At 66.3% G+C, this 16,460-nt stretch carries 13 protein-coding genes; 4 read left to right on the top strand and 9 right to left on the bottom strand.

Features of this window, described 5'->3' with window-relative positions; genetic code table 11:
• The first annotated feature begins 1 nt into the window (after position 1).
• A complete protein-coding gene (locus AC27VE_RS09130) occupies positions 2-772 on the top strand; it encodes an SDR family NAD(P)-dependent oxidoreductase (protein WP_035212928.1) in 771 nt (256 codons plus the stop codon).
• Here AC27VE_RS09130 and AC27VE_RS09125 read toward each other — a convergent pair.
• Positions 702-1,679, bottom strand: coding sequence for a LysR family transcriptional regulator (locus AC27VE_RS09125; RefSeq protein ID WP_488703660.1), 978 nt, complete (start codon positions 1,677-1,679; stop codon positions 702-704). The genes AC27VE_RS09130 and AC27VE_RS09125 overlap by 71 nt on opposite strands.
• Positions 1,680-1,832: 153 nt before the next feature.
• Between AC27VE_RS09125 and AC27VE_RS09120 the strand changes: the two genes are divergently transcribed.
• Positions 1,833-4,412 (top strand): penicillin G acylase, encoded by a 2,580-nt coding sequence (locus tag AC27VE_RS09120; protein WP_488703659.1) that lies wholly within the window; start codon positions 1,833-1,835, stop codon positions 4,410-4,412.
• Here the strand turns inward: AC27VE_RS09120 and cydC are convergent.
• Positions 4,384-7,998 carry a thiol reductant ABC exporter subunit CydC gene (gene cydC, locus AC27VE_RS09115; RefSeq protein ID WP_488703658.1) on the bottom strand — a complete coding sequence of 1,205 codons (3,615 nt, stop codon included), beginning with the start codon at positions 7,996-7,998 and terminating at the stop codon, positions 4,384-4,386. The genes AC27VE_RS09120 and cydC overlap by 29 nt on opposite strands.
• A 93-nt stretch (positions 7,999-8,091) precedes the next feature.
• Between cydC and AC27VE_RS09110 the strand changes: the two genes are divergently transcribed.
• Positions 8,092-9,081 (top strand): LysR substrate-binding domain-containing protein, encoded by a 990-nt coding sequence (locus AC27VE_RS09110; protein ID WP_088588460.1) that lies wholly within the window; start codon positions 8,092-8,094, stop codon positions 9,079-9,081.
• On the top strand, positions 9,078-9,593 hold the full coding sequence (locus AC27VE_RS09105; protein ID WP_488703657.1) for a DUF4952 domain-containing protein: 516 nt from the start codon (positions 9,078-9,080) through the stop codon (positions 9,591-9,593). Before AC27VE_RS09110 ends, AC27VE_RS09105 begins: the two co-directional genes overlap by 4 nt.
• A 16-nt stretch (positions 9,594-9,609) precedes the next feature.
• Here the strand turns inward: AC27VE_RS09105 and AC27VE_RS09100 are convergent, their stop codons facing one another.
• The 7 genes from AC27VE_RS09100 to AC27VE_RS09070 are packed head-to-tail and all read right to left on the bottom strand — an operon-like array spanning position 9,610 to position 16,460.
• A complete protein-coding gene (locus AC27VE_RS09100; RefSeq protein WP_088588458.1) occupies positions 9,610-10,338 on the bottom strand; it encodes a GntR family transcriptional regulator in 729 nt (242 codons plus the stop codon).
• A complete protein-coding gene (locus AC27VE_RS09095) occupies positions 10,335-11,864 on the bottom strand; it encodes an AMP-binding protein (RefSeq protein WP_488703656.1) in 1,530 nt (509 codons plus the stop codon). The genes AC27VE_RS09100 and AC27VE_RS09095 overlap by 4 nt, the downstream gene beginning before the upstream one ends.
• A gap of 28 nt (positions 11,865-11,892) precedes the next feature.
• Complete coding sequence (locus AC27VE_RS09090; RefSeq protein WP_488703655.1) at positions 11,893-13,131, bottom strand: thiolase family protein; 1,239 nt, start codon at positions 13,129-13,131, stop codon at positions 11,893-11,895.
• Entirely contained in the window at positions 13,128-13,835 is a 708-nt protein-coding gene (locus AC27VE_RS09085) for an ABC transporter ATP-binding protein (RefSeq protein WP_488703654.1), read from the bottom strand. The genes AC27VE_RS09090 and AC27VE_RS09085 overlap by 4 nt, the downstream gene beginning before the upstream one ends.
• Positions 13,832-14,587: an ABC transporter ATP-binding protein gene (locus AC27VE_RS09080; RefSeq protein ID WP_488703653.1), complete on the bottom strand. Its 756-nt coding sequence runs from the start codon at positions 14,585-14,587 to the stop codon at positions 13,832-13,834. The genes AC27VE_RS09085 and AC27VE_RS09080 overlap by 4 nt, the downstream gene beginning before the upstream one ends.
• The gene (locus tag AC27VE_RS09075; protein WP_488703652.1) at positions 14,584-15,606 is read right to left on the bottom strand and encodes a branched-chain amino acid ABC transporter permease; all 1,023 of its coding nucleotides are present in this window, start codon (positions 15,604-15,606) and stop codon (positions 14,584-14,586) included. Before AC27VE_RS09075 ends, AC27VE_RS09080 begins: the two co-directional genes overlap by 4 nt.
• Positions 15,603-16,460 carry a branched-chain amino acid ABC transporter permease gene (locus AC27VE_RS09070; RefSeq protein WP_488703651.1) on the bottom strand — a complete coding sequence of 286 codons (858 nt, stop codon included), beginning with the start codon at positions 16,458-16,460 and terminating at the stop codon, positions 15,603-15,605. Before AC27VE_RS09070 ends, AC27VE_RS09075 begins: the two co-directional genes overlap by 4 nt.

The following is a 16,460-nucleotide window of genomic DNA, read 5'->3' as shown; positions in this document are numbered from 1 at the left end:
AATGAGATTGCAGGACAAGGTAGCGCTGGTCACCGGCGCGGCGGGCGGTATCGGGCTGGCGATTGCGCGGCGTTTCGTGGACGAGGGCGCCTACGTGCTGCTGGCGGACCGCAAGGAAGCCGAACTGACGGCGGCTGTGCGCGGGCTGGGCGCGCGAGCGGCGGCCTTCGTGGCCGACGTGACCGACCCGGCTGCGGCCAAGGCGCTGGCCGACGATTGCGTTGCGCGCTGGGGCGGTCTGGACATCTGCGTCTGCAATGCCGGGGTGATCCGCGCGGCGGACTTCCTGGACCTGACGCTGGAAGACCTGGACGCCGTCATGAATGTGAACGTGCGCGGGACCTTCCTGGTGGCCCAGGCCGCGGCGCGGGCGATGGTCGCGGGCGGCCGGCAGAACGGCGCGATCGTGACGCTGTCGTCGATGACGGCGGAACTGGCGATGCCGGACCAGCTGGCCTACGGCGCCAGCAAGGGGGCGGTGCGGCAGATGACCAAGTCGATGGCGTTGTCGCTGGCACCGCATGGCATACGGGTGAACGCGATCGGGCCGGGCAGCATTGACACCGAGATCCTGGCCACCATCACGAGCGACCCCGCCGCCCGGCGCACGGTCCTGTCCCGGATTCCGATGCAGCGCCTGGGCCAGACGGACGAAGTGGCAAAGGTGGCGGTATTCCTGGCGGGAGACGACGCCAGCTATGTCACGGGGCAGACGGTGTACGTCGACGGGGGGCGGCTGGCGCTGAACTATACGGTTGCCGTGCCGGAGTGAACGTCGCGAAGTCCGCCCAGCACTGTTGCGTGAAGGTGTACAGCGCGTCTTGCGCAGTCAAGGGCGTGCGTCCGGCCAGGCGCGCCAGCACGTAATGGCCCTGGCGCTGCCGGTCTGGCGGGATCGGCACTTCCACCAGTCGCCCGGCCGCTTGCTCGCGGCGGGTGACGCAGATCACGCCCAACAGCAGCGTGTCGGTGTGCAGGGCCAGATCCACCAGCGGATCCAGGTTTTCGCAGCGCGTCGTCACCATGACTTCGGGCGCGCCACCGGGCCCCAGCGTTTCGGCCAGCCGTAGCGACACCTCGGGGCTGAGGGTGCTGGATGCCACCGGATACTGCCGGATCTGTTCGATGCCGACGCGTTTGTGCGCCAGGATGGGGTGGCCCGCGCGGCACACCATGCCGGCGCGCAACGGCGCGAGCGGACGGGCGTCGATGTCAGCCGCGTCATACAACATGCGCGCGTCGCAGACCATCGCGTCGATGCGCTCGCCGCGCAGCATGTCCAGCAACGTCGCCGTGGCGCCCAGCTCCACACCCACGCGCACCTGGGGATGGTTGGCCGTCATGTGGGTCAGGAAGGGCGAAAGCAGCAGGGAGGCCGGCGTGGGGCTCAGGCCGATGGTCAGCGTGCCGGACTCGCCGCTGTGCAGCGTCTTCAGTTCACGCTGCAGCTCGGTTTCTTCGAAGCGCATGCGGCGGGCCCGTTCGGCCACGCAGGCGCCGTACGGCGTCAGGCGGACCTGGCGCGTGCCGCGGTCCAGCAACGGCAGGCCAAGCTCGGCTTCCAGCGCCTGGATGCTGCGGCTGAGGGCTGGCTGCGACAGGTTCACCTTTTCCGCCGCGCGTGAAAACGTGCCGTATTCAACGACGGCCAGCAGATGCTTGAGTTTCTGGAAGTCCATGTTGGAAGCGCATGAAAGCTATGAAATAAATGCATTGGAATTATAGTTTGGCGCTTCGTATCATGGTTCGTAGACGGTGCCCGCAAGAGGCGCCGCACTCCGCGTCCGGGTCTCGCACCGCGGCGCGGCCTATCAATACGGAGACAGATTCACATGAAGCAGCACTTGTTGTCGGCCGCCATCCTGGCGGCCTGCGCCGGCGTGGGCGCGGCCCACGCGCAACCTTCCGCCGCCGCCAATGCCTCGGCCACAGCGGCCGACGCCCGCGCAGCGCGCCCGGCCAGCGGTCAGGTGACCATCCGCCGCGACGAATACGGCATGCCCCACGTCTATGCCAGTACCGTGTACGGCATCTTCTATGGCTACGGTTACGCGGTCGCCCAGGATCGCCTGTTCCAGATGGAGATGGCGCGCCGCAGCACCCAGGGCAAGGTGGCCGAAGTGTTGGGCGAAAAAATGGTGGCGTTCGACAAGTCGATCCGCGGCAATTTTTCGCCGGAACGCATCCAGCGCCAGTTGGCGGCGTTGCCGGCCGCTGAACGCCAGATCCTGGACGGCTACGCGGCAGGCATGAATGCCTGGATCGCACAGGTGCGCGCCAAGCCGGACAGCCTTACCCCCAAGGAATTCAACGACTTGCAGTTCCAACCGTCGGACTGGACACCCTACGATGTGGCGATGGTGTTCGTGGGCACCATGGCTAACCGGTTTTCGGACGCCAACAGCGAGATCGACAACCTGGCGCTGCTGACCGCGCTGAAGGACCGGCACGGCGACACGCGCGCCATGCAGATCTTCAACCAGCTGCGCTGGATGACCGACAGTCGTGCGCCCACGACGGTGCCCGAAGAAGAGGGCGTCTACCAGCCCCAAGTGGCGACGGCGCCGGCCAGGCTGTCCTACGCGCTGCCGCGTTACGACGGCACGCCGCCCATGCTGGAGCGCGTGGCACGCGACCCGCAGACGCGCGGGGTGCTGGACGAGGCGCCCGCGGCCGTGCCCGCGCGCCTCCTGGCCCAGTTCGCGGATTCCGGCCAGCCCGGGATCGCGGGCTTTCCGACCACCAGCAACATGTGGATCGTGGGGCGCGACCACGCCAAGGACGCGCGCGCCATCCTCTTGAACGGCCCGCAGTTCGGATGGTGGAACCCCGCCTACACCTACGGCATCGGCCTGCATGGGGCAGGTTTCGATGTCGTAGGCAACACGCCCTTTGCCTATCCCAGCATCCTGTTCGGCCACAACGCGCACGTGACCTGGGGCTCGACGGCGGGCTTTGGTGACGATGTGGACATCTACGCCGAAAAGCTCGACCCCGCCGACCGCACGCGGTACTTCCACAACGGCGAGTGGAAGACCATGGAAAAGCGCACCGAGCTCATCGCCGTCAAGGACGGCGCGCCCGTCCTGATGGATGTCTACCGGACCGTGCACGGCATCGTCACCAAGTTCGACGACAAACAACATGTGGCCTATGCCAAGGCGCGCGCCTGGGAAGGCTACGAGCTGCAATCGCTGATGGCCTGGACGCACAAGGCGCAATCGCGCAACTGGGACCAATGGAAGCAGCAGGCCGCGCGCCATGCGCTGACCATCAACTGGTATTACGCCGACGACCGCGGCAACATCGGCTACGCGCACACGGGCTTCTACCCCAAGCGCAAGCCCGGCCATGACCCGCGCCTGCCCGTGCCTGGCACCGGCGAGATGGACTGGGACGGCATGCTGCCGTTTGCCACCAATCCCCAGGTCTACAACCCGCGCCAGGGCTTCATCGCCAACTGGAACAACCAACCCATGCGCGGCTATCCGTCCACCGACCTGTTCGCCATCGTCTGGGGCCAGGCCGACCGCTACGCCGAAATCGAGACCCGCCTGAAGGCCATGACCGTCAACGGCGGCAAGGTCAGTCCGCAGCAGATGTGGGACCTGATCCGCACCACCAGCTATGCCGACGTCAACCGCCGCCACTTCCTGCCGTTCCTGCAACGCGCGGTGGCGGGGCTGCCGGCCGACGACGCCCGCGTGAAACTGGTTGCGGGGCTGCAGTCGTGGGACGGGATGAGCACCAGCGATAAGCAGCCGGGCTTCTATGACAATGCCGGGCCGGCGGTGATGGACGCGTGGCTGCGCGCCATGCTGAAGGCGACGCTGGCTGACGAGATGCCTGCCGACTTCTTCAAGTGGTACAGCGCCACGGGCTATCCCACGCCGGCCGCACCGGCGACCGGATCGGTCAACCTGACGGTGGGCGTCAAGGTGCTGTTCAACGCGTTGGCCGGGCCGGATGCCGGCGTGCCCCAGCAGGTCGATTTCTTCAACGGGCAGCGCCCGGAAGCCGTGAGCCTGGCCGCGCTGGACGAGGCGCTGGCCACCTTGCAGAAAGCGTATGGCCAGGACCCCGCCGCCTGGCGCATCCCTGCGCCGCCGATGGTGTTTGCGCCCAAGAACTTCCTGGGCGTGCCGCAGGCGGACGACAAGGCGGTGCTGAGCTATCCCGCTACCCAGAACCGCGGCACCGAAAACAACATGACGGTGTTCGACGGCAAGGGCGTGCGCGCCGTGGATGTGGTGGCGCCGGGGCAGAGCGGCTTTGTGGCCCCGGACGGCACCCCGTCCGTCCACACCCGGGACCAGTTCGACTTGTACAACCGCTTCGGCAACAAGCGCGTCTGGTTCACGGATGCGGAAGTGCGCGCCAACGCTACGTCGGTAGAGACGCTGCGTTATTGACCGCGTAGCCGCCCTGGTGGCTGGCCAGGCGCGCATAGGCCCCTTGCTTTCTCAGCAACTGGTCATGCGTGCCGGCTTCCGCCAGGGTGCCGCGCTCCAGCACCAGGATCAGGTCGGCGTCACGAATGGTGGACAGCCGGTGCGCGATCACGAGCGTGGTGCGGTGGCGCATCAAGGTGTCCAGCGCCCCGCGCACCTGCATCTCGGACAAGGTGTCCAGATGCGAGGTGGCTTCGTCCAGGATCAGCACCGGCGCGTTCTTCAGGAAGGCGCGAGCGATCGAAATGCGCTGACGCTGGCCGCCTGACAACTGCATGCCGCGTTCGCCCACGCGGGTCGCCAGGCCATCGGGCAGGGTCCGTACGAAGTCGGTCAGCGCCGCCTGGTCCAGCGCGCGGGCCAACTCGTCGGGCGTGGCTTCGGGGCGAGCCAGCCGGATATTGCCTTCCAGCGTGTCGTTGAACAGATAGGTGTCTTGCGTCACCAGCGCCACGCGCTCTCGCAGCCCGTCCAATTGCAGTTGTCGCACGTCCACGCCGTCCAGCTTCACCACGCCCGTGCGCGGATCCCAGAAGCGCAGTAGCAGGCTGGCCACTGTGCTCTTGCCCGCGCCCGACGCACCCACCACCGCAACCGTGGCGCCGGCTGGCGCCTTGAAACTCAGATCCTTCAACGTGTCTTCGTCTTTGCCGGGGTAGGCAAAGCTGACGTGCTCGAACGCCAGCGACAGGCCGTGCGTGGCCACGGGCGGCGCCAGCGGGCCGTCGGTGACGGGCTCGGGCTCATTGGCAACGACATGCAGGCGGCGTGTGGCGGCGATGGTGTCGGCCAGTTGCCGGCTGACCTGCGAGATCTCGGACACAGGCAGGAAGGTCGCCAGCGCAATCAGCACCAGCAACGGCAGCATGCTGGCCGACAGCGCGCCGGCCGACACCTGCAAGGCGCCCACGACGGCCACGGCCAGGCCGCCCAGGCCCATCGCCACTTCAAACCATGCGGTCTGCCGGGACAGGTCGCGCAGGATGTCCAGGCGGCGGATGCGGTACTGGTCGGCGACTTTCAGGAACTGCTCGCGCCGGCGGCCCGTGGCCTGGAACGCGGTCAGGTCGGCCAGGCCCTGGATGGTGTCGGTGGTGTGGGCGCTCATTTCGCCCAGGGCGTGGCGGGCCTTGTCGCCCAGCGCATCGACGTGGCGGCGGCCGCGCACCGGCGACACCAGCGCATAGGCCAGGAAGGGCAGCAGCGCCAGCGCGACGGGCCAGCTGTAGACGCCCAGGAAGCCCAGCACCGACAGCGGCACCAACACCGACACGATGGCGGGCGCGATGGTGTGCGCGTAGAAATACTCCACCATTTCCACGTCCTGCGTCGCCAGCGCCACGAGGTCGCCCGAGCGGCGCTGCAGCAGATACGCCGGCGCCAGGCGTTCCAGCTTGTCGTAGAGATTGACTCGCATGTCGGCCAACAATTGGTAGGCCATGGCGTGCGCCAGCCAGGACTCCAGCCAGTGGAACAGCGCGGCCAGCGGGGCGGCGATCAGCAGCCCGACGATCAGCCCGGAAACGTCCCGGCCGTCCCGGATGGCGGCCACGATCAGGGCACTGAAGATGCCCACGCCGATGAATGCGGCCACGCGCGCCACCCCCAGCAGGATGGTGGCGGTCAAGGTGCCGCGCCACGGCCTGACGACGGACAGCAGCGTGCCCAGGGTGGCGCGCCAGCCGACCTGCTCGGCGTCCTGGTCCAACGAGCGCAGGGCGGGGCCTTGCTTGTCGTCGGAGGCAACGGCGGGCGCCTCTTGCGGCTGCACCAAGGCGGCCGGTGCGGGCGCGGGCGATCCGGCCGACGGGTTCTGGTGGGCGGCGGCCTGCTCATGCATCAGGCGGTAGTACAGCCCGCGCTGCGCCATGAGTTCCGCATGCGGGCCGGCTTCCACGACACGGCCCTGGTCCAGCACCAGGCTGCGGTCGGCGCCGATCACGCTGGCCAGCCGGTGAGCCAGGATCAGCGTCGTGCGGCCCGCCATCAGGCGGTCCAGCGCCTGCTGGATCAGCGCCTCGTTTTCGGTATCCACCGACGACAGCGCTTCGTCCAGGATCAGGATGGGCGCATCCCGCAGCAGCGCGCGGGCAATCGCCACGCGTTGGCGCTGGCCTCCCGACAGTTGCAGGCCGCGCTCACCGATGCGGGTGCCGTAGCCGTCCGGCAGCGCCATGATGAAGTCGTCAATGTTGGCCGCGCGGGCCGCGGCGCGCACCTGTTCGTGCGTGGCGTCGGGGCGTCCCAGCCGCAGGTTGTCGTCGATCGTGCCGTGGAACAGCGTGATGTCCTGGCTGACCAGTGCGATGTGCGACAGCAGCGTCTGGGTATCCAGCGTGTTCACGTCATGGCCGCCCACTCGGATGCTGCCCGATTGGGGCACGCATTCGCGCAGCAGCAGGCGCACGATGGTGGACTTGCCTGCGCCGCTGGGGCCGACGATGCCGACCCGTTCGCCGGCCGCGATGCTGAACGCCAGGCCCTGATGCGCACGACGTTCCGGCGTGTACGAGAACGCCACCTCGTCGAACTCGATGGTGGGCGCCAGGCGGGCAGGCGCGGCGCCTGCCGCGCGCGTATCCGGTGCCGGCGTCAGCGGTTGCGCATCCATCAGCGCGTGGATGCTGACTGCGGCGGATTGGCCCAGCATGCCGCGGTGCAAGACCGAACGCAGATCGCGCAGGGGGCGGAAGATCTCGGTGCCGGCCATCAGCACGATCAGCAGCGCTTCGACGCTCATGTCGCCGGCGGCCACGCGCCAGGCGCCCAGCGTCAGCGCCAGCGCGGCGCCCAGCGCCACGCCCAGGTCACTGATGCCGCGCGTCAGCAGGCTGACCGACAGCACCCAGAAGGTGTTGTCCGACAGGCTGCGTGCGCGGGCGGCCAGCCGTTGGCCCCAGGCCTTGCCCTGGCCATAGGATTTCAGGGTGGGCAGGCCCTGCACCGCGTCCAGGAAATCTTCGCCAAACGCGTTCAGCGCCCGGGTGCGCGCCTGGCTGGCGCGGCGGTCAAGCATATGGACCGCCATCGGGCCGAACAGCGCGAAGAGCGCCGCCGCCAGGAAGACCAGCGCAGTGGGCACGTCCCAGAATGCGATCACGGCAAAAATGGCGAAGGGCGCCGCCGCCGCGATGGCGACTTGCGGCAGGTACTGGCCGAAGAAGGTCTGCAATTGTTCGACGCCGTCCACCACCGTCAGCATGACGCCGCCGGTGCGCTGGTTGGCGAACCAGGCCGGCCCCAGGGAGACGATGCGGTCGTACAGTTTGCCGCGCAGCGTCTGCTGGATCGATGCCGAGGTGCGGTTGGCCTGCACGGTGCGCCAGTGATCGAACACGGCGCGCAACAGCACCATCGCGCCGACGCACAACGCCGGGGTGATCCAGTCCTGCCAGGGCGCGCCATCGAACACGCGGGCCAGCAACTGCCCCAGGAAAACGTAGCGCGCGATGCCGGCCGCCAGCGCCAGCAGGCCCAGGAAAATCCCGCCCGCCATACCGGCGCGCAGCCCCGCCGTCAGTTGCCACAATCGAGAGTCGAAATACATATCAATGCTCCATCCAGAGCTTGCATGGTCACTGATACAACGCACGTGCGAAAGCGATAGTTTTTCAATCATGGGTTGAGATAAACTCAACCCATGGCCGATCTTCCCAACCATACTCCACCGCTGGCCGCTTTGCGCGCTTTCGAAGCCGTTGCCCGCCTGGGCAGCTTGAGCCGCGCCGCCGCGGAACTGCACGTCACCAAGAGCGCCGTCAGTCATCAGCTGCGCGCGCTGGAAACCGATCTGGGCGTACCGCTCTTGCGGCGCGGGGGCACGGTGCGCCGCGCCGAAACGACCGAAGCCGGTGCCGATCTGCTGGCTTCCGTACAACAGGCCTTGACCCTACTGGACACCGCCTGCCGCAATGCTCGGGCCACCGCGCGCGGCCGTCGGCGTTACACGCTGAACGTGTCGGCCAACCCGTCGCTGGCTGCGCTATGGCTGGCGCCGCGCATTGGCCGCTTCATTGAATTGCACCCCGACATCGGGGTCCAGGTCTACCTGCACGCCAGCCAGGACCCGGCCTGGAAGGCCCAGGACATCGACCTGGCCTTTCTGCACGTGCGCACCCAGGGGCCACATCTGGCCGCGCCGGGCGACATTCCGCTGATGACCGAAACCGTCGTGCCGGTGTGCAGCCCCGCGCTGATCGCCGAAGCCGACCGCAACGACCCGCGCATCTTCCTGCGTCACCGGTGGCTCGAGGAAAAGCATATCGACAGCCCCGAGACCGATTGGCGAACGTGGAACGGCCGGCTGGGCCTGGCCGACGCGGACTGGCAGGAGCCCATGGTGCTGAGCGGTCTAAGCACCGTCGTGGCCGCCGCGGCGGCCGGCGTCGGCATCGCGTTGGGCCGCGCGCCGCTGATCGATGAAGACCTGGCCAGCGGCCGCCTCGTGCCCCTGATGCCGCAGTTGCGGATGCCGGGTTCCTGGGGTTACGTGATGCGCATCCACGCCAACCGTCCGATGGACGCGTCGCTGCCCGCGCTGGTGGAGTTCCTGGCCGAAGAAGGGCGCAGCACTGGGGCATGGCAGGACGTAACGCCGCTGACCGTCGACCCGATATCTAGGCTGCCATGAATGTGATATTGCGCCCGGCCTGGCTGGCCTGGGTGGTATTGCCGCTTTGCCTGTTGGCGCTGGCAGCAGGCAAAGCGTCGGCGCAGACGTCGACCCCGGGCGACGCGCTGGCCGACTGGGTTGCCAACGGCCGTGCCCTAGGCCTGGTGCGGCCCGACACGCCCTGCCAGGACTTCCTCAAAACCCTCGGAAAGAAGCCGGACTACGTCGAATACCTTGGATGCGAGCAGGACGACGATTCCTACATCCAGCCCATGGAGGCCCGTTATCGCGTGAGCGGCGCCTTTGCGGCGGAGATGGAAGCCTACCTAGGCCAGACTTTCGGCATGCCGCCGCTGGAATACGTCTGTTGCGGCTGGGCGAATCGCGGGCCGTTCTTTTGGCGCGATGGGCCCGGTAGCGTCAGCTATGAAATCAGCATGGGTGTCGAAACGTTGCGGATCCCGCGCAGCCAGTGGCAGGAAATTCCCAGCTTCAGCGTCCGGGTGGGCGTGGTCAGGAAGAGCCCGTAGCCGAGTGGTGGCCGGCTCAGTCCGCGCCGCCCTTGGCGCGGGGTGGGGTACTGATGGTCACGGCCGACGTAACGATCAGCTCCATCAGGATATTGCGGGCCAGATTCTCGGCGTAGTCGTTGCGGGCTTCCGCGGTGGCGATAGCGCGTTCCACCGAGCCTTCCACGATGGCATTGACTTGCTGAATGTGCAGTTCGCAGATTTGCACCAGATCGGGATGACGCTTCTGATGGAAATACAGGAAGCGACGCGCGAGCGTCTGCAGCATGGCGTGGAACTCGGCCGCGTAGCTGTTGCGTGACGCGGCCCCGATCTGGCTAGTCAGCGCAAAATGCAGGCGCATGTAGACGCGCATGTCGTTGACCGCCTTCAACTCTTCCAGCTCGCGCGCCAGTCGGGCCAGTTCGGCGCGTTCCGAGTCGTCGGCCCATTGCGCCGCCTGGGCGACTATCAGCCGTTCGATCTCGCGTCGTGCCTGGATGATCTTCAGTTGCCCCTGGTAGTCGATCTCCGAGATGAAGATGCCCTGGCGCGGGGCGATTTCCACCAGCCGCTGGAATGCCAGCTTCTGCAAGGCGTCGCGTACCGGCGAGCGGCCGATGCCCACGCGCTCGCTAAGTGTCGTTTCCGACCATTGGCTGCCCGGAGGCAGCTCGCCTGTAACGATCATTTCCTCCAGCGCGCTGTAGGCTTTTTCCGTCTGGCTGACTGCCGTGCGGACAAAGAGGGGGGAAGACAGGTTCATGGAGTGGGAAGCGCGTGTTGTTGAAGTTCGCGTTTTAACACTTTGCCGGTGCTGTTTTTCGGCAATTCGTCCAGAAAGACATAGCGCTTGGGACGCTTGAAGCGCGCTATGGATGCGAGACACAGCTGATCCAGATCCCGTTCCAGGACGTGGGCGCCTGGTTTAAGTACCACGAAAGCCAATACTGCTTCCCCCCATTCCGGGTCGGGAGCGCCCACTACCGAGACTTCCCGCACGGCATCGTGGTGCATCAGCGCCTCTTCCACCTCGCGCGGATAGATATTGGTGCCGCCGCTGATGATGACGTCCTTGGAGCGGTCTTTCAGATGCAGCAGTCCGCGCGCGTCCCTGAGGCCGATATCCCCGGTATGCAACCAGCCGTCGACCACCGTGTCAGCGGTGGCTTGCGGATTGTTCCAGTAGCCCAGCATCACGGTAGGGCCGCTAACGGCCACCTCGCCCAGTTCGTCCTGCCCCACGGCCTGGCCACGGGCGTCGCGCAGTTCGACGTCCATCGACGTCTGGACGTAGCCCACCGATCCCAAGAGCGCATCGTCGTTCGTGCGCACGGCTTCAGCAATCTGCGAGGCGGACAGGGCGGATATCGACATGGGGCTTTCTCCTTGACCGTAGATCTGCGCCACACGTGCGCCGAAGCAGGCGACGGCATCCTTGATGTCTTCGATATAGAACGGCGCGCCGCCAACGATCAGGGTGCGCAGGCCGGGAGGCGGCCCGCCGGCCTGTCGAGCATGGCGCACCATGCGCTGCACGATGGTCGGCGAGGCGAACAGGCTGACGTTGCGGTAGTGCGTCAGCAACCCATGCAGTTCGGCCTCATCCAGGCCGCCGCTGTCCGGAACGATTTGCAAGGCGCCATGCAGCCAGTACGGGATACTGTAGAGACCGCCGCCGTGCGATAGGGGCGCTACGTGGACCATGGCGTCTCCAGGCTGCACTGCCTGCACGTCGGCATAGAAATTCAGGCACATGCCAACGAGGTTGGCGTGGCTGAGCATGACGCCTTTGGGCTTGCCGGTCGTGCCGCTGGTGTAGAACAACCAGGCGAGCTCCTGCGGGGAACGCTGCTCCAGGGGCAGCGCGGGGCCGCGTGTCGCCGCCGCGTAGTCGTCGGACTCCACGTCCACCACGCGCATCGCGTCCAGGCTACGGGCGACGGGCGCCAATGCGGCGTGGATCTCCCCTTGCGACAGGCATAGGCGGGCGTCGCAATCGCGCAGTATGTATTCCAGTTCGGTGGCGTGCAGTTTGGCGTTGACGGGTACGGCACACAAGCCGGCATGCCAGACGGCCAGCATGGATTCGATATAGCTGGGATGATTGCGCAGCGCCAGCATGACCCGTTGGCCGGCTTGCAGGCCCATCGGGCCGCGCAACCAGCCGGCCAGCGCTTGCACTCGGGCTTGGAGGTCGGCATATGTAAGGGGAGTGCGCAGACCGGCGGCCAGCGCGGGCTGGTCGGCATACGTCGTGGCGCTGCGTTGGAAAAGAGAGCTGAGATGCATGGTTGTCTAAAAGTTGAACAGGCCGCAATCAGTGGCCAAGCAGCGTGATGCAGGTGACCGCTTCTTCCACGCCGTTGAAGCCGCCGCCGTTTTCCGCGATAGCGAAACGCGCGCCGTCGACCTGCCGCGCGCCGGCTTCCCCGCGCAGTTGGACCACCATTTCGTGAACCTGGGCCAAGCCGGTGGCGCCGATGGGGTGACCGCGCGACAGCAGCCCGCCAGACACGTTGATAGGGATGCGGCCGCCCAGGCTGGTGGCGCCGGATTCCGCCAGGAGGCCGCCTTCGCCGAACGCGCAGAATCCCAGGGCTTCGGTCTGTTGAATTTCGGCGAATGCGGTGGCGTCGTGGACCTCGGCCAGAGACATGTCCTGCGGGCCGACGCCGGCGCGTTCGTAAGCCTCGAGCGCGGCCAGGTGGCACAGGTGGCGGTCGTACTTGTCCGCGGGGCGGTCAGTCGCGGTGCGTAGAACACTGGCGTACAAGCGTACCGCCCGTGCTTCCCGAAGCCGCTTCAAGCCTTGCGCGTTGCAGACGATGGCGGCTGCCGCGCCGTCGCTGATGGGGGCGCACATCGGAAGCGTCAGCGGCCAGGACACGGGACGGGCGGCGAGCGCCTCATCGATGGTCAGCGGGTACTGGAACTGGGCGAGCAGATTGCGCGTGGAGTGCATGTGGTTTTTGGCGGCCACGGCGGCAAGCTGTCGCTGCGTGGTGCCGAATGTCTTCATGTGCAGGCGCGCCAAGCTAGCGTAGATGTCCATGAACACGCTGCGCTTGCCAGGCTCTTCGAAGCCGGGCGGCGGCGTGACGTCAGGAGCAAGGGCCATCAGCCGCGCCATCTGTGCCGGTGCGTCATGCACGTCCCAGGCACCGTCGAACACGGCGAAACTCTTGGCCTTGTCTTCGGCGTACAGCTTGTCCACGCCCACGGCCAGGCAGATGTCGCCCGCGCCGGACGCCACATACAGGTGCGCGGCGTTCAGCGCGGTACTGGAACTGGCACAGGCGTTCTCGATATTGGTGACTGGAATTCCGACGATACCCATCACCTTCAGCGCCACTTGGCCCGCGACCATATATTGGCCTTCGATGGGCCCCTGGCCGGCCGTCGCGAAGTAGGCCGCTTGAAGGTCGGCAGCGTCGCAGCCGGCGTCGGTCAATGCTTGTGTGACGGCGTCCCGAACCAGGTCCTTGACGCTTTTTTCAGGTTGCTTGTCGAAGCGGGTGATGCCTACGCCCGCGATAAAGGTCTTGCCGTCGCTCATGCTCTGACCCCGGTTGTGAGGATGGATTCGATGATGTCCCGGTCGGCTCGGACGTCTGCCGCCGATCCGCTCCAGGCGATTTCGCCGTGGTCCAGCACGTACTGGCGATGCGCCAGCCGCGCGGGGACTTTCAGGTTCTGTTCGACCAGGACGATGCCCGTGCCCTGGCGGTGTACCTCTGTGAATACGTCTATCAGGTCAGTAACGATACGGGGCGCCAGGCCTTCGGTCGGTTCGTCCAGCAGCAGGATGCGGGGGTTGCCCAGCAGCGCGCGCGCGATCGACAGCATCTGCTGCTCGCCGCCAGACAACTGGTCGCCGTCAAAGCCGATGCGCTCGCCAAGGCGTGGGAACACCTGCAGTACGCGATCCAGGGTCCAATAGCCGGGCCGGTGCGCCAGCGCACCCATGCGCAGGTTCTCACGCACGGTCAGGTTGGGAAAAATGCGGCGGGTATCGGGTACCAGTGCGATGCCGTCGCGGCTGATCTGCTCGACCGCGCGCCGTGTGGCATCCTGGCCGCCATTGCGCCGGCTTCCCGATGACAGCGGCAGCAGTCCGATCAGTGCCTTGAGAAGGGTGGACTTGCCGGCGCCGTTGCGTCCGACGATGGCGACGATCTCGTCTTGAGCCGCGCGCAGCGTGATGTCTTTCAGCGCCAGTGCCTGGCCGTAATGCACCTCGGCATGCAGCAGTTCGATCATGCTGCCTCCTCTTCGCCCAGGTAGACCGCCCGCACGGTGGCGTCGTCACGGATGGCCTCTGGGGGTCCTTCGGCCACTTTGCGACCGTTTGACAGCACGACGATATGCTCGGACAGCGTCATGATCACATCCATATTGTGTTCGATGAGCAGCACCGTGCGGCCGGCAGCGGCATGACGGATCAGGCGGGTGGCCGCGGCGATCTCATGGTGGCCCACGCCGGCCAGTGGTTCGTCCAGCAGCAGGATGCGCGGATTGGGCAACAAAGTCAGACCCAGTTCCAACGCACGCTGCAGCCCATACGACAGCGTGCCGGCGATCGTGTTTCGCCAGGGCGCAAGATCTGTCAGTTCGAGCATGGCGTCGATGGTGGGGGCCAACCGGCGGTCGTAGCGTGGAGCCAGCCAGAAAGGCAGCAAGCGCGAATGGCTGATCTGCGCGGCGATGCGCATGTTCTCCAATACCGTCATTTCGGGAAAGATCTTGGTGATCTGGAAGCTTCGGCCGATACCGTGCCGGGCGCGTTCATAGGCACGTAGACGGGAAATGTCCGCGCCGTGGCACAGGATGCGTCCGCCATGGCCTGGAAGATGTCCGGCCAGGACGTTGAGCAAGGTTGTCTTGCCTGCGCCGTTGGGGCCGATCAGACCATAGACTCGGCCCGTTTCGAAGGCATAGCTGAAATCCTCGATGGCGCGCAGAGCACCGAACGTAACGCTGACTTTGTCGCACTGCAGGGCGAGGCGGCTCATGACGGACTCCCTTCGCCAGGCGCCAGGGGGGCGTCGGATGCTGTCTTGGGGGCAGGTTGGGACGTTGGAGCCGCGCGGTGGGCCAGGCGCAAGCGGGTTTGAAGGGCGCCCAGGACTCCTTGCGGGAAGTACAGCGTGGCCAAGATGAAAATCAGCCCCAGGATGCCGTACCAATATGGGGTCCAGCCGCTAAGCCACTCCTTCAGTACCTCAAACAGCAGCACGCCGGCCACCGGTCCCCATAGCGTGCCAGCGCCGCCCAGCAACGTCATGATGATGACATCGCCCGAGGTGGTCCAGTGCAGCATTTGCGGATTCATGTACATCAGGACGGATGCCAGCAGTCCGCCCGCCAGCCCGCCCACAGCGCCGGAAACCAGGAAGGTGACCTGCTTGAGGCGCTGCACGTTGTAGCCCAGTTGGCTGGCTCGGATCTCGTTCTGGCGCACTCCCGCGACGGCCCGCCCGAAGGGCGATGCGCGCAGCATCGACATGAAGGCCATCACCAGGGCAAAGACCGCGGCGACGTACCAGTAGAAGTTCACGGTGTCGAAGAAGTCGATGCCGGCGAGTTCCGGTCGGCCGATGCCGGGCAGGCCGTCCGCGCCGCCAGTCCATTCGCGCAGTTTGCTGTCGGCCAGGATGTACATCAGTTGCGATAGCGCCAGCGTGACCAGCGCGAAGAAGATGCCAGATACCCGCAGCGCGAACACGCTGAAGAGCCAGGCGCATGCAGCGCCCGCCAGGATGGCAAGCGCGAGCCCTGCTTCGAACGGCAAGCCGTAGCGTTGCGTGGCCAGGGCCAACGCGTAGCCGCCGGTGCCCAGGAAGGCGGCGTGGCCGAAGGACACCATGCCCAGCAGGCCGAATACCAGATCGAAGCCCACGGCGAATATCGACCACACCATGATCAGGATGGTCAGGTTGAGCAGAAAGTCGTTCTGTGTGAGAAACGGCACCGCCAGCACTGCGGCGGCAACGCCGACGGCAATGGCGGCATCTTGGCGGAAAGTCGTCATGCCAACCTCGCTTGGCGGGAAAATAGCCCTTGCGGACGGGTGAGCAGCGTGGCGATCAGCATGGCGAATGTCAGGATATCGACCCAACTGGGCATGAAGGTGTAGCCCACCGCGCGGACCATGCCGATCAGTACGGACGCGGCGACCACGCCGCGGATATTGCCCAGCCCGCCCAGGATGACCACGATGAAGCAGTCGATGATGGTATTGGTGGCCATGCCCAGCTCGATCGGAAACAGGGGGGCGGAGATGGCGCCAGCCAGGCCTGCCAGCGCGGCGCCCACGCCGAACACGGCACTGCGGATGGTGGCAGCGGGCAACCCCAGGATGCGTACCATTTCGCCGTCGCTGCTGGCGGCACGCACGAGCATGCCGAAGGTGCTTTTCTCAAGCACGAAGAAGAGCGCCACCGAGACCAGCAGGCCGAAAACGATGACAAACAGCCGGTAGATGGGAATGGTGCTGCCCGCCAGATCCACCGTGCCCGCCAGCAACGCCGGCATCGGCGTTTCCTGATAGCCCAGGCCCCAGACGAACTTCACGGCTTCGCTGATGACGAGGATGAAGCCAAACGTGAGGATCAACTGGTAGAAATGGGGGCGGTTGTAAAGCGGCCGCAGGGCCAGGCGCTCCATTGCCACGCCCACCAGACCCACGCCGGCCGTCGCTACGACCAGGCCGGCGACGAAAGATCCGGTGCGCAGATGGATGTCGAAGGCAAGATAGGCGCCCAGCATGTACAGCGCGCCATGGGCGAAGTTGATGACGCCCAGCATGCCGAAGATTAGCGTGAGGCCAGACGCCAGCAGGAATAGCAGCATTCCCAAGCTCAGACCGATGATCACAGTGGACAT

Source organism: Achromobacter sp. 18P8.1.1 (assembly GCF_057799415.1).
The sequence above is the reverse complement of the archived record's forward strand: the minus strand, read 5'-3'. Positions and strand labels throughout refer to the sequence as shown.